Source organism: Paenibacillus sp. FSL K6-1558, assembly GCF_038002565.1.
GTDB classification, from domain to species: Bacteria; Bacillota; Bacilli; order Paenibacillales; family Paenibacillaceae; genus Paenibacillus; species Paenibacillus polysaccharolyticus.
This window is the reverse complement of record NZ_JBBOCV010000001.1, coordinates 4,645,725-4,666,236: the sequence shown is the minus strand read 5'-3', so window position 1 is coordinate 4,666,236 and position 20,512 is coordinate 4,645,725. Positions and strand designations below refer to the sequence as shown.

The 20,512-nt window shown below is 46.1% G+C and carries 20 protein-coding genes; 4 read left to right on the top strand and 16 right to left on the bottom strand.

The genetic code is table 11. The features are described from left to right. Positions 1-7: 7 nt before the first annotated feature. The 14 genes from MHI38_RS20325 to MHI38_RS20260 form a co-directional block, all read right to left on the bottom strand. Complete coding sequence (locus MHI38_RS20325) at positions 8-1,042, bottom strand: hypothetical protein (protein ID WP_308723308.1); 1,035 nt, start codon at positions 1,040-1,042, stop codon at positions 8-10. A 44-nt stretch (positions 1,043-1,086) separates the two neighbouring features. Then, positions 1,087-2,040 carry a class I SAM-dependent methyltransferase gene (locus MHI38_RS20320; protein ID WP_154985776.1) on the bottom strand — a complete coding sequence of 318 codons (954 nt, stop codon included), beginning with the start codon at positions 2,038-2,040 and terminating at the stop codon, positions 1,087-1,089. Between the two features lie 5 nt (positions 2,041-2,045). Next, positions 2,046-2,894, bottom strand: coding sequence for an FkbM family methyltransferase (locus MHI38_RS20315; RefSeq protein ID WP_186812440.1), 849 nt, complete (start codon positions 2,892-2,894; stop codon positions 2,046-2,048). A 38-nt stretch (positions 2,895-2,932) separates the two neighbouring features. After that, positions 2,933-3,745 (bottom strand): ABC transporter permease, encoded by an 813-nt coding sequence (locus MHI38_RS20310; RefSeq protein WP_341181588.1) that lies wholly within the window; start codon positions 3,743-3,745, stop codon positions 2,933-2,935. Between the two features lie 4 nt (positions 3,746-3,749). Further along, on the bottom strand, positions 3,750-4,559 hold the full coding sequence (locus MHI38_RS20305; RefSeq protein WP_308723311.1) for an ABC transporter permease: 810 nt from the start codon (positions 4,557-4,559) through the stop codon (positions 3,750-3,752). Then, positions 4,537-5,541 (bottom strand): ABC transporter ATP-binding protein, encoded by a 1,005-nt coding sequence (locus MHI38_RS20300; protein ID WP_308723312.1) that lies wholly within the window; start codon positions 5,539-5,541, stop codon positions 4,537-4,539. The genes MHI38_RS20305 and MHI38_RS20300 overlap by 23 nt, the downstream gene beginning before the upstream one ends. Positions 5,542-5,573: 32 nt before the next feature. Next, positions 5,574-6,752 (bottom strand): radical SAM/SPASM domain-containing protein, encoded by a 1,179-nt coding sequence (locus MHI38_RS20295; protein ID WP_221788390.1) that lies wholly within the window; start codon positions 6,750-6,752, stop codon positions 5,574-5,576. A gap of 42 nt (positions 6,753-6,794) precedes the next feature. Next, the gene (locus MHI38_RS20290) at positions 6,795-7,883 is read right to left on the bottom strand and encodes a radical SAM protein (protein WP_154891619.1); all 1,089 of its coding nucleotides are present in this window, start codon (positions 7,881-7,883) and stop codon (positions 6,795-6,797) included. Positions 7,884-7,910: 27 nt separating this feature from the next. Further along, positions 7,911-9,026: a UDP-glucuronosyltransferase gene (locus tag MHI38_RS20285; protein ID WP_341181587.1), complete on the bottom strand. Its 1,116-nt coding sequence runs from the start codon at positions 9,024-9,026 to the stop codon at positions 7,911-7,913. Between the two features lie 44 nt (positions 9,027-9,070). Beyond that, the gene (locus MHI38_RS20280; RefSeq protein ID WP_341181586.1) at positions 9,071-10,429 is read right to left on the bottom strand and encodes a hypothetical protein; all 1,359 of its coding nucleotides are present in this window, start codon (positions 10,427-10,429) and stop codon (positions 9,071-9,073) included. Beyond that, positions 10,426-10,677: an acyl carrier protein gene (locus MHI38_RS20275; RefSeq protein WP_090923305.1), complete on the bottom strand. Its 252-nt coding sequence runs from the start codon at positions 10,675-10,677 to the stop codon at positions 10,426-10,428. The genes MHI38_RS20280 and MHI38_RS20275 overlap by 4 nt, the downstream gene beginning before the upstream one ends. Positions 10,678-11,055: 378 nt before the next feature. Then, positions 11,056-11,589: a hypothetical protein gene (locus MHI38_RS20270; RefSeq protein ID WP_341181585.1), complete on the bottom strand. Its 534-nt coding sequence runs from the start codon at positions 11,587-11,589 to the stop codon at positions 11,056-11,058. 568 nt (positions 11,590-12,157) lie between these two features. Continuing rightward, on the bottom strand, positions 12,158-13,651 hold the full coding sequence (locus MHI38_RS20265) for a class I adenylate-forming enzyme family protein (RefSeq protein WP_341181584.1): 1,494 nt from the start codon (positions 13,649-13,651) through the stop codon (positions 12,158-12,160). Then, on the bottom strand, positions 13,648-13,887 hold the full coding sequence (locus tag MHI38_RS20260) for a phosphopantetheine-binding protein (protein ID WP_336121145.1): 240 nt from the start codon (positions 13,885-13,887) through the stop codon (positions 13,648-13,650). Before MHI38_RS20260 ends, MHI38_RS20265 begins: the two co-directional genes overlap by 4 nt. A gap of 104 nt (positions 13,888-13,991) precedes the next feature. On the opposite strand from MHI38_RS20260, the gene MHI38_RS20255 reads away from it, so the two are divergent. From MHI38_RS20255 to MHI38_RS20245, 3 genes are all read left to right on the top strand, one after another. After that, a complete protein-coding gene (locus MHI38_RS20255; protein WP_341181583.1) occupies positions 13,992-14,129 on the top strand; it encodes a hypothetical protein in 138 nt (45 codons plus the stop codon). Between the two features lie 645 nt (positions 14,130-14,774). Continuing rightward, a complete protein-coding gene (locus tag MHI38_RS20250) occupies positions 14,775-16,130 on the top strand; it encodes an MFS transporter (protein WP_341181582.1) in 1,356 nt (451 codons plus the stop codon). A gap of 5 nt (positions 16,131-16,135) precedes the next feature. Continuing rightward, a complete protein-coding gene (locus tag MHI38_RS20245; protein ID WP_341181581.1) occupies positions 16,136-16,492 on the top strand; it encodes a hypothetical protein in 357 nt (118 codons plus the stop codon). Between the two features lie 18 nt (positions 16,493-16,510). On the opposite strand, the gene rlmD is transcribed toward MHI38_RS20245, so the two are convergent. Beyond that, positions 16,511-18,136: a 23S rRNA (uracil(1939)-C(5))-methyltransferase RlmD gene (gene rlmD / locus MHI38_RS20240; RefSeq protein ID WP_341181580.1), complete on the bottom strand. Its 1,626-nt coding sequence runs from the start codon at positions 18,134-18,136 to the stop codon at positions 16,511-16,513. Positions 18,137-18,326: 190 nt separating this feature from the next. Then, positions 18,327-19,211, bottom strand: a complete 885-nt coding sequence (locus tag MHI38_RS20235; RefSeq protein WP_090923311.1) for a diacylglycerol kinase — start codon at positions 19,209-19,211, stop codon at positions 18,327-18,329. Between the two features lie 573 nt (positions 19,212-19,784). On the opposite strand from MHI38_RS20235, the gene MHI38_RS20230 reads away from it, so the two are divergent. After that, entirely contained in the window at positions 19,785-20,477 is a 693-nt protein-coding gene (locus MHI38_RS20230) for an NPP1 family protein (protein ID WP_341181579.1), read from the top strand. Positions 20,478-20,512 lie beyond the last annotated feature (35 nt).

The following is a 20,512-nucleotide window of genomic DNA, read 5'->3' as shown; positions in this document are numbered from 1 at the left end:
TTTCACCTTACCTGAAAGCCTTTAACATTAAAAACAATTGATTATGAAAACGCACTTCATTCGTATAGATTTTTTTAATTAAACCAATGCACTTATCTATGATTTCCCCAGTGAACTTTTGGGACATGATGGCTTTATTCGAATAGATCCTTACTGTCTTCCAGTCATGAATAATTTGGTCCAATAACGGATCAAGCGTATGTTTTGCATGGATATGATCCATGTTGTACTTATAGAGCGTATTTAACCTGTATTTCTCAGAACACTTTCTATAAATCGTACTGCTCAGTGTTTCTATAATCGTTTCATTTTGTATAATGAGCTCATAATTTTCTGCGAGCAACAGTATATTATTCAAACTTTCCGTTATTTCATTTTGATACCTGCACATATTTTCTACGAATGTATCGATGGTTGTGTCTGCTGACTTCTTATTGTCCAAGATCTCATGATTACCGGGGGGCACTAGCGCATATTCCCAAAAGTAGTCTGGCATCTTTACGTGTTCCGAAGTCATGCATGACGATTTAAATTCTGAAAATGGCAGAGAATATTGTCTATATTCCGTAATATCATCAACCGTATATATTTCCTCGTTCATAACATTGAAGCCATAGACAAAAACAGGGTGCAGTCCATGTTTTTTGTTATAATAAAAGTCTCTCCCGCGTTGATAAAATAAATCAATAAATATGGAAATCGGATGACCACTAGAAATAGAGCTTATGATCTCATCTTGTAACGTATCTAGTGCAGGAGATTTTTTACGAATAGAGATCCCCATCGCCTCAAGGATCTGATCTCCCTCCTCAAGATCCAACACTTCTAACTTGAAATATCCTCTTGTTTGTATTTTTTGTTCATTAAATCTATAAATACTAATGACATTATTCAAAATCGGCAACTCATCTTTTTTGAAATATCTGGCTAGCGTTAACCACAAATTGTAGCCGCAATTAAAATAAGGAAAATTATGATGCGGAAACATTTTTGTCATGCCGTCGAAGGGCTGGAAGGTGTCCAGGGAAATAATTTCTTCCATACAATATTTCTCCTATACTGATTATTGTTGATATTACGGCTCTATTACCTCTTAACAAGGTTCATCATACGGTATTGCCGCGTTCCAGCCTTCATCTCTTCATATTTCTTCGAGCCGGGCAATGCGATGAAATCATTAATATCTCCAATATTCGTGCTCGCTTTGGCGTTGCTCGCAATCCCTTGTGTGCCAGTACGCTGCTTCGCACTCTCATCACATGATAGAAGAACATTCGAAGTCACATCCTGATTACGGATTACAGACAGGCCTGCTTCCTCTAACAGTCTGACGTTCTGCGCTACCTGATCTCCCAGCATCAACTCCGTATACAGAAATACGCCGCCAACTCTCAAGATCCGATACACCTCTTCATAGAATCGTGATCGGTTCGGATAGGCATGTGCGGATTCTATATTTAACACTACATCGAAGCTCTCGTCTGCAAACGGTATATTCTCCGCATCGCCGACGAGATAGAAAGATTCCCCCCCTCGGGATTTGGCATTACAATAGGCTATATTCGCTGGGCAGATGTCGAGACCGACAATAGACAGCGGCTTGAAATATTTAGACAGAGCTGCTATGTTCCCTCCCCTGCCGCATCCGATGTCGATCACCTGCCGCTCCCGAATCTCCGTCCTGCCCACTGTCTCAAGCAGCAGCTTGACTGAGTTTCTATTCCATGCATCGCCCGGCTCGATCACCGCATGTTGCTCATTCTCGTATGGGACGTAACCATAGTTTAAAAAGGTGGCGAATCGGCCTATACCGGACAGTGCAAGGGAGTCCGAAATCTCGCTATAATCCCGAATTTCAGCCTCTTTCCGGTTCCACTCGGAAGGGTGGGTAACCTGCTCACGCTGGTCAAGCATCGATACATAACGATCATCGATCGTATATACTGCGTTGCAGTTGCAGCATTGCAGCAACGCCTCCGACTGGACAAGCACACCCTTACAGCTGGAGCATACCAACTTTGCATGCAGATGCTGTATCATGACTATCACCCAGCCGATATATACATCTGATTCAACGCGTACACATTAAAGTAATTGGGGATATTCAAGTCTTCGTAGTAATCGATCACAACATTGAAGCCGTTGGTTCGGAAGATGTTCTCGAGCCTGCTGATCTGCTCTCCGTCCAGTCCGTGTACCTCCATTACAATTTGCCTGATTTTGCCCCAATCCTCCGGCTCTATTCCTTCCAGGACCTCAAATTCACTTTTTTCCACGTCGATTTTGAGCAGATCAATGGCGTTCATATCGTAATAATGGATCATTTCAGAGATCGTAGTTAGCTTACATCGATGGATTTGTTCATTCAGAAACTTCGGCGACATCAGTTGATCCACAAACCGGTTTAGCATGCGCGGGTCGTCGAAATGATCCCGGTAATGGTTGATTAACCCGTATCGGAGATCCTGATCGTGGTTCTCCCGGTATCTGATCTGGACAGAATCCGTGGACATCGTGGGGAAATAGGCAAACTCCGCTTCCTTGATCTCATTGGAAAGTCCGACGTTAACCGTTGTTACGCGAGGTAGCGAGTTCGTATTCATCTCCAAGAGCTTAAACGTCGGAGGCAGTGGCTCAAAGGCGTATACCCTGCAATTGCTCTTGCTGCTGACATACAGGGTGAACATGCCGATATTTGCCCCAACGTCCATGACCGTGCCATGATCCGGGAGCGTAATCCCGTGTTTGAAATACATCTCCTTCTGGAAAATCTCGTTGTAGAGGAACTCGGTCTCGCCTTCGTTGTTTTGATAGATTTCGATCCCGTTGTGCAGCCGCTTCTTGGCAGTAGTCTCTGTCTGCGGCGAAAAGCTCTTGAACTCCATCTTGCTCATGCACTTCACCCTCTCAACCATTTGTTATTGGCATTTCTCTAACTGCTGGCGCTCTCATAGTGTCTGACGGCCAGCTTCCAGAACAGCCTGACGACCAGAAGCGATATCACAGGAGCTACAAAAATCCATATCCCAAGGAAGAAGTCCAAACGGTCGATCAAATAAACCGACGGCATGTTGGTAATAAACAAGATAGGCACGACATACAGCCCTATCCTCTGTAGCCATTTGGGGTATATGTACATTGGCATATTGTTGAAATCCCAACACTTATCAATTATGTCGAAGATCGAACCGGACTTCACCGTCCAGAAAGCAAGGATTTGCGGAATCAGAAGCACCGAGTAGGTCACGATCGTGCTGCTCAAGATCACGCCGATATATCCGGCCACGTGCATGAAACTTGGCTCGATGCCAAGACGCCGCCAAGCCACTACGATCATCGTGATCCCGGCGATCAGGTTCGGAATCGGAAACGCGTAGTTAACGTTTCGGAATGAAATCATGAACTGCAGCGATAGCGGCTTCGTCATATACAAGTCCAACGTTCCGTTGCGGATATGGCCGGAAAATCTATAAAAGTTATCCATAAACAATCCGGTATAGATTGCGATCATAATCGTATAGGTCCCGGTGAAGATCATCATCTGGTCGGGAGAAATTCCATTAATTTCGATCCCCAGCTGGAAAACGAAGATGACATAGATCAGCTTGGAAAACAGAAATACGGTCTCCATGATCAAACCGGAGTAGAAATTCGCTTTGTATTCCATATAACCGACCAAACTGTTCTTTGCGAAAATAAAAAACATACGTACGTGCTTCCGAATCTCACTCAAGCGGATACTCACAGATCTAACCTCCAACGGCTACATATTTCTTCATCCCGGAATCCCAAGCCAACTTGGAAATGAGCAAAAGTACCGTTACCCAAACGGCCTGCAAGAGGAGCCCGCTCACGATCTCATGAACCTCCAAGCTCCCGAGGATGATCTTAACCGGGAAGAATACGACATACTGGAACGGTAAATAGCTGGAGATTGTGGCAAACGTATCTCCGAAAATATTAAGCGGAAAGATGGCGCCGCTGAGCAGATAGACGCCTTGGTTGAACGCGATATACACGCCCCAAACCTCAGTAATGATGAACGCGAGCGCACTAATCGAATAAAAAAGCAGAAAGTTGATGAGCATTCCAAACAAAATACTAACCAGGAACATAACGATCTGCCCCACTCTAAGCTGAAACCCCCAAATCTGAGTAAACACGGTCATCAGTATGACGAATAAGACAAGGACGACCCCGGTCTGAACCGTTTTCTCACCGAAGAAATTGCATATCCGATAGCTGAAATAATGAATGGGCTGAGCGATAAATTTGCTTAATCCGCCCGTCTTGATGTCATTCGCGATCTCCCCTTCGAAGCCGGCAGAAACCAGCTTGGAGACGACGCCGGACAACACGGAATAAATGATGATCTGTGAATACGTATAGCCGTTAATAATCTCTTGCGGCGAACTGCGGAACACAGCTGTCCAGAGGAAGCATTGGACGAGTATAATAAAGCCGCCGCTGATAATGCCCATCAGGAAATCGGTCCGGTACTCCATCGCGTTCTGAAGCGCAAGGATGTACGTCCTTTTATATTTCTGCAAGGCTTTCATGTCTGACCCCATCTTTCTGATATAAGCTTTCGATGCCTCGCTCGACAGGTATATCTTCAACTGTGAAATCGAGGATCGGGAACCGGTCCAGTATCATTTTGGAAAGCCGCTGGAGGTCATGCTTGTCAATTTCCATGACGGCATTCATGCCGTCATGTTGAGTAATCGTGCCATAGTCGCTTAGCGCTTGCCTCGGCACTTCATCCGTAAATTGCAGCTTGATAATCTTTTTGGCATGCAACAGCTCGTTCACACGCCGAAGATCGCCGTCGTATACGATCCTCCCCTGATTGATGATAATCGCTCGTTTGCATAGATCCTCAATATCCGCCATGTAGTGGCTTGTCAGAATGACCGTTGCCTTCGTCTGCTCGTTATAATCTTTCAGAAACTCCCGAATGCGTTTCTGCGAGATCAGATCGAGTCCGATTGTAGGCTCATCCAGGAAAATCACCTTGGGCCGGTGGATGAGCGACGCAATAAGTTCCATCTTCATCCGTTCCCCCAGCGAGAGTCTCCGCACCTGAATATTAAGCAGGTCTTTAACGTCAAGCATCTCCGTAAGCTCATCCAGGACAAGATTGTAGGGCTTATCCTCGACCTCATAAATGCATTTGTTCAGGTACAACGATTCGTTCGCCGGTAAATCCCACCACAACTGTGATTTCTGCCCCATCACGATTGAGAACTGCATCTTGAATTCTTTTTTTCGTTCCCAAGGGACATAACCTAATACCGTTGCTTGCCCGCTTGTCGGATACAAGATGCCGGACAGCATCTTAAGCGTAGTTGTTTTGCCAGAACCGTTCGGTCCTAAAAATCCGACCATCTCACCCTGCTCGATTACAAGGGATATTTCGCTAACCGCTTCTTTGATCAGTGATTTCCGCCTCACTAAATTTTTGAGCGATTTTTTGAGCCCCAGTTCTTTCTCGTAATACTTGAAGCTTTTGGATAACCCCTCCATCTGGATAATACTCACTTGTGCACCTCATTTATGTGAATTTAGAATCGTTATACACCGTGCAAATGCAAGACACTGCACTTGGAACAAGCCGGTGTCAGTCGTTCATCCATCATTTCCCTTATCCTTCTGTAGGTCATGCTATGCCATAATTCCTGTACAGACGTATCATGTAATTTGCCGATCTCGAACTCCTTGAAAAATTTGCATGCGATAATTGTTCCATCGGGCGTAATGTCCATCCGATTCGAGAGCGCCAGGCACTTCTTGTTCATCGTACCTTTGCCCTTCACCTCTTTGCCGAGCACGAAATCTTCAATCTGGTCATGATCCAGATTCGGCTGGTAGCGTAAACGCATTTTCCAGACCCGATTATTCACCCGATCCAACTCGCTCATCAAAGCAGGGATACGCTCCGGATTGAGCTTGTAGTTAAAGGCGTGCCAGCTTCGTTCGCCTTTGTGCTCGCTCGCCGGAAGGAAGTCGAACTTCTCGTCAAAGTAATTGTCCATTCCCTGCGTGCATTCGTCCGAGATGTACCACGGGAAGCAGACCATGACCATATCTACACCGACGCCCTCCAGAAAGTCCAGTAGATCGTAAAGCTTGTCAGTCATACCATCGTTAACGACGGTATGGATCGTAATTTTGCCCTTGAACCGGTTTTCCTTGCGCAGCTCGACCAGCTTCCGGATCGCATCTATCGCCTTGCTGAATACCCCTTTGCCGCGAAGCGCATCATTCTCTTCTTCGAATCCATCAAGCGCAATGAGCAGCTCCAGGTTGTCGGAGATTCTCAGCAAGGCGTCCAGCTTTCGCTCGATCAGCACCGCGTTCGTACAGATCGTCGTCTCACGAGGATGGGCTTCAAGCAAATCGGCTAAACGGTCGAAATGGCTGTATACGAGCGGCTCGCCGCCCCAGATATAGAGTCTCGACTTGGCTGGTTCCGTCTCAAGGATCAGCTTCTCCAGTAGCCCGTAGTCGAGCTGTTCGCGTTGCTGCTCCGGTGTCATGAAGTGATGGTAGCCGGTGTCATTCCATTGATAGCAATGTTTGCAGCGCAAGTTGCATTGGTTCGTCAGTTTAATCCCGACCGACTCTGGCAACGGTGTCGCGTAACCCGCTATTTTCTCCATGTTCCGCTTGGTTTCCACCGTATTCTTGATCGTACGTTTCAATATTTGCAGATCCTTAGCGGAATGCTTAATCTCAGATTTCGGATTCATATCAACACACCCTTCTTAAACGTAATAGGTCATTCACATGAATCAGTAGATATAATACCTTGAACAAGCCGTACAAATCGGAAGCATATTTTTTTTCATATACGCGCGATACTCTTTGTAATTGTCACTGCGCCAGATATCCAGCAAATTCTCTTCGTTCACGTTGCCGAAGGTCAAATCATAGAAAGCATGGCAGGGAGAAACGTCACCTCTTGCCGTAATCTCCGCATAAGTCCATGGAAGAGAGCAACGGTTTCGTTTATCCGCCATCTGATGGAAATGTCCCGAGAAATAGTTGTGCAAGTTCTGTTCATCTATCGTCTTCGGATAGGTAATCACATCGATACTGTTTTTCAAGCAATACTCTTTAACATTATTGAGCTGTCTCGTCAATTCGGGAATATCGATCTGGCTGAACGAACTATTGTCTTTCCAGACCATCCCCTTGGCATACGGAGCTTCATGCACGCCGAATTCCTCACGAAGAACCTCCACATATTGGGCATACTGCTCTTCCGTGGCATAGAGCTGCACTTCCATGCTGATATGGTCCAACATTGACAAGTCGATATGCTTAAAGAAAAATTCCTCGACGTACATATAGGTCAAGGGTGTGATGATAAAGGATACACCCATCTTCGGAAATTGCTTGCCTTTGCTTTGCCGGAGCTCATAGAGCTTCTCGATTCCTTTGATTACTTTCTTGAATACGCCTTTGCCCCTCTGCCTGTCGTTGATTTCCTCAGGGCCGTCGAGCGACACCCAGATCTTATTAGGCGGAGTCTCGACTAACATCTCGGCATGCTTCTCAAGCAGTGTGCCGTTCGTGGGGAAGTCCGCTATGCTTCCATAATGATTGATCATGGCGAGAATATCGCTCAGCCAAGGGTACATCAGCGGCTCGCCGCCGAAGAAATCGTAATATGGCTTGCCGGGGCTGCACTCGATAATGATCTTTTTGATCAGCTCCGGGTCCAGCTGCGCTAATGTTTTTTTGCTTTTGTAGGGCCCTTCGAGTCCCCATTCATAACACATCTTACATCGTAAATTGCACTCCTCTAGCAGCTGCAAGACGATCCATCTCGGATAGCTCACCGTATCCTTGGCAACACTCAATTTACTTAAGCTCATCGCATTACCCCTTCTGCCATTGATATCTTAGCTCTTCGTTAACGCAACCCTTGAACAATAGTGATCCACATAATTCGTCCGTTCACCGGGTCTGTTCTTGATCGCTTGATGCATCTCCTTAAGGATATCTACAGAAAAATCCATCTCTCGCCACTTCTCGTAGCGTATTCCAAATCCAAGCGACTCCCACAATTCCAGATTGCTAAGCTCATGACTGCCGAACGGCTCCAGAAGAATAAGAGGCGTTTCGGAGGCAAGCGAGTCGATCAATGTGCCCGCTCCCGGCTTGGCCACGATAGCCATCGCCTCAGAAGCGACATCATATAACCAATGATGATCAGCCTCAGCGGTATATGAATTCGTATCTTCTCCTGCTATTTCAATGTATGGCGGAAATTCGTGCAGACCGTTCGCGCTCTTCACCCAAGAACACCATTCCGGATCGTTCATCCAATATCGGTGATCGGGATCAGGCTTCGCTTCCTTCCAGTCGTAAGCTACAATATCAAGCCCATAGTTATGACTGGCAAGCTCTGGAATTGTACTTTGATAAGTGCCCATCCCCCAACCGCCGCCATGAACAACAAGCCGCCGCTTCCTTGATTCGAAAGGCAGTGTCGTACCAGGAAGAACCGGGATTTCGTATCGAATTGCCATCTTATCGGTGTCATAGAGACAAGCATTGTAATAATGCTCGTCATACCGGGGATGAAACTTCTTCAGGCTCTTCCAGGACGGAGCCAGATCTGAATCGACGTAGAGCAGGTCTACATGAATCGGATTCGGCAACATCTTCTCCCTATACAAATCCAGAATATAGATCCAGTGTCCGGATAGCGATATGAATTCGTAGCGTTCTTCCGCTTTCCAGGTCTCCAGCAATAGCTCAACCTGGGCATAATCTATACTATTGCGGATATCCATCGGCATTCGAGCCGAAATATTGGCAAGTGCGAAATTACTGTGGTAAGCCGTCCTGCTATCTGCAATATGCTCCCTCTTGTCGTGCTCCAAAAAGCTTTCGAACACGAGCACTTCCGCCTTGATATCCCTTTTCCCGAACTCGCTTGCAGCTAACAGGCCGGGAATATAGAACCCCAGACCGAAACCCGAGCATAGAATCGTTACTTTACGCTTCCCCATAAACTCTCTTCCTCCATCCATGGTTTCAAGCCCTTCGGAATGCATCAGGGGGCGATCTTGAAGGATAACGACAACAGAACCTCCTTAAGTTTCGCGGACAATCGTTCGTTATCCCCTGTCCCCTCGATCAGCGAATAATATAATCTGCCCTTCACTTGCTTATTCCGGATTCCCTTGCACTCGCTGACGACCTTGTTAATAAAGAGTGTATTCGCGCTTAACGGTAGCATGCCAAATCCTCGATCAGGCTTATATAGAACACCCTCGCGGTCCAGCGATTCCAGCAATCGATCAAATGATACATCCCCTGCAAACTGTAAGGTCGCATGTGTCATACTGCCGGCCGTATCGTGCTTCTCGAGATACCGGTCAACGTAATGCTTGATCAGACTCATTGATTTTCTTGCGTTGACCTCAACAATCGGAACGATACGGCCGTCTCTTAGTAGCATCGAATCGACGCATACGTCGCCGTGATAACCCGACTGATAAAGCTCGCGGGCTACCAGCTTCATTACACCAAAGTACTCTGCTTCGTGTAACGTATGAAGTAGCCTGTCATCGGCTGTATAGGAGCCTTGGTACGCGAAATTGTGATTGACCAATTGCTGCACAGAGACATGCCGGTACGTACCGTCCGGATCGATGTGGAATTGGCAAGAGAAATCCAGCTCTTTGAGGAGGAACGGCTCAATAATAAACCGAACCGTTCTTCCCTTTCTGCACTGATCGGCGAGATAAGAACTAACCCGTTGCAGAATCGCTTCCGACTCGATTAATAAATTCCCCTTCCCGGATACCCCAAACTCATCTTTGATCAGAAAGGGGCCTTGTTTCAGCAGAGCCAAGCCGCTTGATAGCAACTCTTCGTGGGAATAGACCGTCTGGCTGTCACACTGAAGCCCAAGGCGACGGTTCAATTCGGTTGAATACAGCTTAGAATTAACCGTCTGAACCGTCTCGACAGCTGGACAATCTTGTTCCAGCCCGAAACGCGCAGTAGCACGGTCCACTCCCGGAATGACCGCAAAGGGCGATAACCGGGCGCCGTTCAGCCAGTCTGGATCTATGTCACCCACTTGATCCGTTGAGGTGAGCAGGTCGAATATATTGGCGGTTCTGCCTGCGCTTCCTCCATCAGGACTCTCAAGATCGGTTGAATTGGACAGGAATTGGAATCCGATCTCATGCAAATACGCTTTATGAGAAGCGTTCATTCGATAACGGGTAATGAGCCTATCCTGCGCCCCGCAAAAAGGGAAGAGCAGCTCATCCATGGCCATCACGACATTCTCCATTACAGGATCGTGAACCGACGGCAGTTTGGCTTGATTAGGGTCGCGCCAGAAGCGTTCCGCGTCAAACATCCCGATAATGAGCTCGGACTTGCCTCTATCGTTCATACAGACGCCGTCTTCTGCAGCTCCGAAATATAATTACAGAAGATTGTAACCGATTCCATGCAATCGAAGTCGAATTGTTCAAAATCGATTTCAATGCCGAAGTTCTCCTCCACCTTCAATAAGAAAGTAATTAGCTGTAAAGAGTCCATTCCCCCGTCTTCCATGATGCTGGAATGCCCATTCAAGCTGTTCTCCAGCTGGGCGTCATCCTTGACTTCGCTTATCATCGCTATGATCTGTTCCTGCATAGGTACCTCCCGTTTAATGGATATATTGACCCTGGTAATAATGGATCGTTCTAGCGATTGCCTCCTGGAGCTCGTTCAAAATTTGGGAGAATATAAGGATGGCGACTTCCTGCAGATCCCCCTAATTGACAGGCTGTTCTTACGTGACGCCCAGAAGCTTATAATCCCTTCCAGCAAATCGTCTGAAAGCTTCTCGTCTGTCTGCCCCGCCATAAACCGTAAGGTTTGGCTTACGCAATACGCTGTATCGCAACGATTATAATCCCGGCATCACTCCCTCCATGAATATGCCCTGTTCACCACGGGCTTCGGGTTAAGGATTCTATTCGAGTGCAGAAGAGATATCCACAATTAACATCAGTGGCTCCCGCAACATTACTAACTGCCTACCTTCTTCAGCCATCGTTCAAAGAATATGGATTCTTCATTTTCTATATTCGTAATCAGCGTTTGTAAGTTTTCGGAAATACTCGTATCCCTTGTCAAATTATATTTAATCGCTAGATTCACAAGGATCTTTGCTTTAAGTTCAATGGCTGCGAATTCATCTATATGCTCTTGATTTAATTCAATCAAATGCCGATTATCGTACAAGTACTTGAGTCTTAGCGTCATGATCTTCTTATGATCATAGAGTAAATGAAAGGGCCTTATATCAAGCATAGCCTTATGTTCGGATATCTCTTTCGCATAATTAAATAGAGTTGTGTATATTTGCATGCCGAAGTCAAGATTATGCCTGTCGCCCCCATAGTTGAACATCTCCCAATACTCCGGCGTTTTGTTAGTGAAATAATTTCTTATCGAATTCACTAGGGTATCTGCACTGAATTTATCCTGATATTGATCATTGAATGTATACAGATAAACCATTTCTTTTAGATAATCATGATTCGTTGTTAGATGATTCATGTCGAACGCTAGATTGAAATCATTAAATGATATCTCAGCCTGACTATACACCCCGTTCTTAAAAAAATCGGAAACATACAATATCTCTCTATCCAAATCATAGCCGTATACAAATATGTCATGATGTAATTGAAGTTTATTGTAGCGATCGCTTAGGGGCACGTAGAAATAATTGATCATGGTATGGACATAGTTATTCGCATTAATATTTTCTATAATAAAATGAATAACGGAGTCCCATTTAGTTGTTACAGTATCTCTATGTATCTTTTGGGTAGTAATCCATTTGCACGAATCCGAAGGCCGCAGCTCATAAGTCACAGGGAAATAAAAATCTCCCCAATGATGTTTATAATCTTTGTTAATGAATAATTGGATATAATTGTTAAATATCCATGGGTGAGCGCACTCGTAATGGGTAAGTATGGACAAGAGATGAGCATGTTGCGTGTAGGTTGTAATCATCGGATAACTGACCGGCAATGTTTTTCTGCCTAACGTTTGAGTTGAATTCTTCAACCTTTCGTTCACCCCTGGTTATTTGGTTAAATGGCTTAAAGATTCCGAATCAGTATATCTCATTTAGCAATAAGTGCTTTGTACTTGCCCTGTCCAGTTTTCCTGTTTTTGTTTTTGGAATGTGATCAATAATCCTCCATTGCCTAGGCACTTTATACGAAGACAAATGCAATTTGCAATGTCGTGTCAGTGCATCTATATCAATCAGGCATTCATTAAAAACTTTCAGAAATGCGATGGGAACCTCGCCTAACAGATCATCGTGTACACCAACAACCATGACCTCCTCCACTTCTTTCAAGCCGTACAAAAATTCCTCGATTTCTTCCGGATAGATATTGATACCGCCAGATATAATGATATTCTTCTTTCGGCCTGTCAGTATAAGACACCCTGATTCATTCCAATATCCCAGATCCCCTGTCTTTAACCACCCCTCAACAATGGTAGCGTTCGTTAACTCCGGGTTTTTGTAATAACCGAGCATCACATTCGGGCCCTTGACCCAAATTTCTCCGATCGCTGCTCCTTCAACCTCATTCTCTTCTTCGTCAACAAGACGAATCGAAACGTCATTGATGGGTGTTCCACAGGATAAGTAGCGCTCTCCCCGTTCCATCATGCTCACCCGCGGAGAAGCTTCGGTCAATCCATAGGTTTGAATAATGTCCGCATGAGGAAATACAGTTTGAAGATGGTCTACTAATTTCGCGGGAGTCGCCGCGCCGCTAATTACAATACATTCAATGGAATCAAAGGCACTCCAGTTCTTTGTCTGATGAAAATCGGAAACAAAGTGCATCAATTGCGTAGGCACCGCCGAGAATGCCGTGACCGCCTTATTCTGAAACAGTTTAAACGCGGTGCGTGGCAGCATGGGCAAGCTGATAAGTTTAATTCGGGTTCCATATAACATGCAAGAAATCAATTGCGTGACAATCGTAGAACTGAAATGAACGGGCATCGTTACCAGAAACGAATCTTGATCCGTATACCCCACCTTTCCGCCATGTGCCAGCGCATTCGTTAATACATTCCGATGGGATAACATAACGATTTTAGATTTTCCGGTTGTGCCCGATGTAGGAAGGAGAACCGCACATTGATTGGGATCGGACTGATTGGTTAACGAGATCGATTCGAACGAAGGCATGGGTTCTTGCGATACATCCTGAGCGGTAACCCAAGGAATGTCACAATTTAAATAAGCAGGCTGTGCAGATTTGCTGATAACCAATTTGGCGTCACTGGCATTTAAAATATTTTCAATCTCAGTATTGGATGCCGAATAAGGCACCGGTACTAACACATAACCGCAGAATTGAATACCAAGCGCCGCAAAAATGAACAAGGGCTCATTATTTGTGTATAAAGCAATATGACTTCCAGGCTCAAGCTGAAAATTCTTGCGGATATATAAAGCAATCAAGTAAGCTTCTGTCATCATCTTCGCGTAAGTCCATTGCTGCTTTAGATCTTCAAGGATAATATGATTTTGGCGATTAGAGGCCTCCAGAAATAGACGCTCAATGATCGTCATCATAGCGTTTTCTCAGACAAATAATTAAGGATTAATCCAGCCGTGGAGAACTTCTCAAATAACAGATCTTCATCAGGGATCGAGATGTTAAACTTCGATTCCACTAAAACAATAAGCTTGACGAAGCCTACGGAATCGATCCCTTGGTCCAACAAACGGGTATCGTGGTCTTCCGGATACTCGATGTCCAGCTCAGCAAAAATTTCGTCTTTCAAGATCAATTCTATTGATTTAGACATCATGTTTCCCCCGTTAGATAATCTTTAGAAAAAGGCTAATTAAAGAGGAGCGTATACGTGATGAGCAAGTGAGAGTGATTGTGAAGAAAAATAAGTTCATAACGATGAACAAAAGTGAATTTGCACTGAAAGAGTTGTTTACAGAGTTGTTTGCAGGGATGCTGCAATTCATGTTGGAGGCGGAGTATGACACGATGCAAGACATAAAAAGCTTGGCGCGAAGAGCACAACGACGGAAATAATTGAGGGTTACCATCGTCAACATCGCAAAGACCAAAAAAAGCATTTTCCCAAGCCATGAAGCGTTGCTGAAAATGCTTTACAAAACGAAGAGGAATGTCACTCGTAAATGAACAAGGCGTGTACAAAACTGGGACTAAATCTCCCATCACCTCTTCATTTTCTCCCTCGACGAGATAGAACTATATTGTGTGAAATATTGCTTGGAGAGCGTTTACACTAGTGATTTACAGCACTAATTGATTGATATATTAAATATAATTACATATATGCCAATTGTCAACAGTTTTGAGAAAGCCCTTTGATGCCCTCTGGAATTTTGTCTTTGCTTGATGGGAGATCACCTTCGGTTAATGCAATCGTGTTTCTTTCGTTTGGCACTATCTACAACAATCTTCCATTAAAATCTTCGAAGAAACCGAGAGCTCGCTACGCTCAAAGACTTAAGCTATTATGCTCACCATATTGTGCTAACCTGCTACTACAATGAAAAATGTCTCGGATCACTATGATCGAATCACTAAAAGGGTTGGAATAGTTATCCCAACTTTGAGGGATTGAAGAGTGATTGCGTATATCACTATAATTCAGATATTGGATTAAAGTTAATTTAGATAGCGGCAAGGGTGCCGAAAAGGGGGATGCATATGAATAATCACACATCAGTGGCTCCGAAACGGCAAAAAAGCCGCTCTTACAGAGTAAAAGAGTACGTAAAATCGCCGGAGAAGCAGAAGAAGCTGTATAAAAAAACGTTATGGCTTGTTGTTGTTTCACAAATATTCGGAGGAGCGGGGCTGGCTGCCGGGCTTACTGTTGGAGCGTTGCTTGCGCAGGATATGCTAGGCAGCGACAGCCTTTCCGGTCTTCCCGCAGCTTTGTTTACGCTAGGCTCTGCGGCGGCGGCGCTGATCGTGGGAAGGTTGTCACAGCGGTTTGGTCGCAGAGTCGGGCTGGCTGCCGGATTTATAGCGGGTGGAGTTGGAGCAACTGGCGTTGTGTTTGCCGCGCTCTGGGATCAAATAGCGCTGCTATTTGTGTCTTTGTTGATTTATGGAGCTGGCACGGCAACCAATCTGCAAGCCCGATACGCGGGTACGGACCTGGCGCTGCCGAATCAGCGGGCCAAAGCAATCAGTACAGCGCTGGTGTTTACGACAATTGGCGCGGTGGCAGGTCCCAATCTGGTAGAGCCGACTGGTCGCATGGCGACCTCCATCGGTCTTCCTGCTTTGTCGGGGCCGTTTATTCTAGCGGCAGTTGCATATTTGATAGCAGGCCTGGTACTGCTGCTGTTTCTTCATCCTGATCCGTTTATCGTTGCCAAGGCGATTGACGAAGAGGAAAGATTGAATAAAGGTTCGCAAGTGAAAGACGGCAAAAGTCTTCAGGCAAGGGTAGACACAAGCCGCCCGGAGAGCTCTCATAACCGAAAAGGACTCATTGTGGGGGCAACGGTTATGGTGCTTACCCAAATCGTAATGGTGGGTATCATGGTCATGACGCCCGTTCATATGAAGCAGCATGGTCATGGGCTTGGAGATGCAGGTCTGGTGATTGGCATCCATATCGCATTCATGTATTTGCCTTCCCTGCTGACCGGCGTGCTGGTGGATAAGCTTGGCCGTACCTTTATGTCCTGTGCATCAGGCGTTACGCTGCTGCTGGCAGGTTTAACCGCGGCTTTTGCACCAGGCGAATCCATGGGTTTGCTTATTGTAGCGTTGGCGCTTCTCGGCCTAGGCTGGAACTTTGGACTAATTAGCGGAACGGCAGCCATTATCGACTCCACAACGCCGAAGGTTCGCGCGAAGACACAAGGCACGGTTGACGTTCTGATTGCGCTGGCTGGCGCGTCCGGCGGCGCTTTGTCAGGCATGGTTATGGCTGGCGTTGGCTACTCCATGCTTTCCCTTGCCGGAGGATTGATGTCCTTGCTGCTTATTCCGGTGGTGGCCTGGTCATGGAGGAAAAATTCAACCTCTCATTCTGAAAAGGGGTAAATGCTTTGTCATCCTTTTACAGAGCCAGCTGTAATGTCCTGATTGCTCAAGCTGCTTCTCAGTACCTGGCCCATCTATCAAACCCTACCGCAGACCGTGGCAAGGAGTTTGCCTGTACCCTAGCCTGCAAGCCATTCACGGTTGGAGAACCGTCTGAAACTAATATAAGACTGAACGAGTTAATAGAAAAGGAATGCAACATTGAAGAGTCTTTGAAAAACAACAATAATACTTCAGTGTTCACCGAATTAAAACAAATTCTCGAATCATTTTTATCCTTCAGGGAGTTGACTCCAGAGATCTTGCACCGACCCATTAATCGAATTGAAATTAAAGCAGAAGGGTTCGAGAATCTTTTATAAATTCTCGAACCCTTCTGCTTATTCTTTAATCCTAACCAACATCGCCACCGACTCCACATGCACCGTATGCGGGAACATATCCACCGGGGTGACCTCCACCGTGCGATAACCTCCATCTTCCAGCACGCGCAGATCGCGTGCCAGCGTACTCGGATTACAGCTCACGTATACCACACGTTCCGGCTTCATCTCAAGGATGGTATCCAGCAGACGCGGGTCGCAGCCTTTGCGCGGGGGATCAACGACGATGACATCAGCTTCGATGCCTTGTTCCTTCCAGCGAGGGATGACGTCCTCGGAAGCGCCAACTTCGAACTTCACGTTCTTCATCTCGTTCAGCATCGCATTGCTGCGTGCATCCTCAATCGCTTCGGGCACAATCTCTACCCCGTATACCTGATCCGCATGTTGCGCCAGGAAAAGAGAGATCGTTCCGATGCCACAATACGCATCGATAACCGTTTCTTTGCCGCTCAGCCCAGCGTATTCTACTGTTTTACCATACAGCACTTCTGTCTGCACCGGATTGACCTGGTAGAACGAACGCGGAGAGATTGCAAATTGCACATCCCCGATAAAATCATAAATTACATCCCGGCCCCACAGGACACGGGTCTCATCGCCGAAAATAACGTTTGTCTGCTTTTTGTTCACGTTCTGGCAGATGCTCGCCACCTGAGGAATCGCTTCGCGGATACTGCCGATCCACTCGTCTTTATGTTGAATATCCCGGCCATTCGTCACCAGAACGAGCATCATCTCGCCTGTACGGAACGCCTTTTTCACCACGACATGACGCAACAGACCACGGCCTGTTTCTTCGTTGTATGCACTGATGCCGAGGTGGCTGCCGATCTCCTTCACCTTCGCCACAACTTCATCATTATGCTCGTGCTGAATAAGACAGGTCTCCATATCAATGATTCGGTGACTTCCTTTGGCATAAAAACCACCTACCAAACCACCTTCGGTTACACCAATCGGCACCTGTGCCTTATTCCGGTAACGCCACGGCTCGTCCATGCCCATCGTTGGCAGTACACGAATCGCGTGTTCTGTATCTTCCTCGTTCGTGTCACTGTCCACCAACACGTTCAACTTCCCGATCCGCTGCAAATTATCGATCACAAGCTGACGTTTCCACGCCAGTTGGCCAGCGTAGCTCATATGCTGAATCTGACACCCGCCGCACTGATCGTAGATCGGGCATGGCGCGGATACACGATCTGGACTGGCTTTGACAATCTCCAGCAACTTGGCGTAGCCATATTGCTTCTTGGTTTTCATGACGCGAACGCGCACCGTTTCTCCTAGAAGAGCACCTTGCACGAATAGCGTGTACCCATCTGCACGACCTACACCCTCACCGTCATGGTTCATGCCAATGATCTCAATGACGGTTTCATCATTTTTGCTAACAGGTAATCCCTCGATTGGTGCGGATTCACGTGCTCTGCCTTTCGAACGCACACCAGAAAGAGATGCACCGTTTGGCCGCACCTCTTTACCTGACTGACTTGTAGATGGACGGCTTGATTGCATGGATTGACTTGGCTGACGGGAAGCTGAAGCATTCCCTTTCCCTTGAGGAGCAGCCGAATTCCGGCGGTTTTTTCCACGACCGCTGCGGTTCGTATTAGACAACGTACATTCACTTCTTTCTTATATAGTACACCGACTGACATGACGGTGAGTTAATCTAAACTTTTTTGAACTGTTCTGAGCTTTTCTGTAATTTTCGTAATCTTTATAAAAGAATTTCCTTCTTCACGCCAAAAATAACGTTCCAAAATTCTAACGAATCTCAGAAACGTTATTTCATTGTAACATTTATTTACCGATGGAACAGCTGCAGATGATGCTTTAGATTCGTAAACGTCGCAGGCAACGTGCCGCCTAGCTCACCGTCCAGATTCAGTTGTACATAACCTGGGGAATTGACTTCCATGTGATCCGTCTGGAAATGAACAACCTTTTTGTCGTTCAGATGCTCTCCGCGCAGCGCCAAAGTAACAAGACGAATCATATCCGCTAGATTACACTTGCGTACACCAATGACATCGAACAACCCATCATCAATGGTTGCCCCCGGAGCCAGCTTCTCGAAGCCGCCAACGGAGTTCGTATTAGCAATGAGGAACAGCATGAATTCATCATGAATTTCTTCCTGACCGTTCGCACGAATGATTAATTCCTGCGGGGACAGGCTAGCCATTTTCTCAATCCCCTTCATGTAATAGGCCAGTTGCCCGATCATCGTTTTCAAACGACTCGGTACTTCATAAGTCAATTCGGTTAACGATCCACCGCCGGCGATGTTGATAAAATACCTATCATTCGCCTTGCCCAGATCCAGAGGGCGCGTCTGCTGCTGAATAACCAGATCCACATAATCTTCCCATTGTCTCGGAATCCCGAGCGCACGCGCAAAGTCATTGGTCGTCCCCAGAGGAAATACACCCAGCGGAGGGCGATTGTCCCGCTCAGCCATACCATTAATGACCTCATATAACGTACCGTCTCCGCCAGCAGCGATAATCATGTCGTATCCGCGTTCAATCGCCAGTTCCGCTTCCCGGGTCGCATCGCCTTCCCCCGTTGTAGCATGACACGAAGCCTCAATACCGCCTTGATCCAAACGTTGCAAAATATCAGCTAGACGTTTCTTCATTTCTTCCCGGCCTGAAGTCGGATTATATATTAATCGAGCTCTTTTCATCTGATACGCCACCTATTCCACATTATCCATGAGTCCGAATGACCTCATCTTCTTACGCTGCATCAGTCCACCAAGGGGCATCATTATAATTAACACAACCATGAACTTTCGTTAATCCTGCCCAAACACTATATATAACTATGCCAGAGGAATGACGTCCCATTCCAAAAGCTATTGCTTCTATCATATCATCAAATGTAAAGATGTCCTAGCCTATTCCAGCCGTGATTTTTGCATAAATCCTAACGCCCGAAGTCCCTTACCCTAATAAACATGCCAAAGTCATCTTGAAACCGATCTTTCCATCTTCTTTTGCAAAAAAACCACTGATCTTCCATTCTGCCCGCTAGCACCGGAATTAATCTCCATACTATCTGCTGTCCGCAACTAATTATATTATGACAAAAATATACAGCAAATTTACAAATCTCAATATAAAAATATAACCTAAATCAATATTTTTCCAGTACCATGGATATACAGAACACATCCATACATAACTGACCTCACTCTACTACGTTTACAAAGGAGAATTGCACAATGCAAAAAACCAAAAAACTGGTACTGATGCTAATGGTTACCCTCCTCGCCTATTTACCGATAGGCACCGTTGCGGAAGCAGCCGTCATTAATCATGACCAGGTCGTCGGTTTTCAAGAAGTCACACCCGTAACAGCCACGCAAATCACAGACAAACGTTTCCAACCTTTCCTGAAGGTCTATCATGGATGCGTGCCTTTCCCAGCCGTTGATGCACAAGGTAACACCAGCGCAGGTTTGGCAACGTCCGGATCACACAATGGCGGATGCGGCTCCAACCTGGGTCAGGTCTATTCACGTTCTGCTTGGCATAATGGCGTCTGGGCGATCATGTACGCATGGTACTTCCCTAAAGACAACCCATCTCCGGGATTTGGACATCGGCATGATTGGGAAGGCATCGTCGTATGGGTAGACAACCCGGCGGTTGCCAACCCGAAAGTACTCTCGATCGCCTACTCAGGTCACGGGCAGTTCACCAAAGTGGCACCAAGCAACAGCAATATGCAGGGCGATCATCCGAAAATCTCCTATAATAGCACCTGGCCGCTCAACCACGAGCTTGGTGTAACCAACGTAGTTGGGGGAACTCAGCCGCTAATCGGTTGGGATGATCTGACTCCAGCTGCACGTAATGCCCTGAATACAACGGACTTTGGCAGCGCCAATGTACCATTTAACGATAACAACTTTGCGAACAATCTGAATAAAGCCTGGTTTAGATAATTGGTTAGATAAAAAAACAAATCCCCTTCATGGCT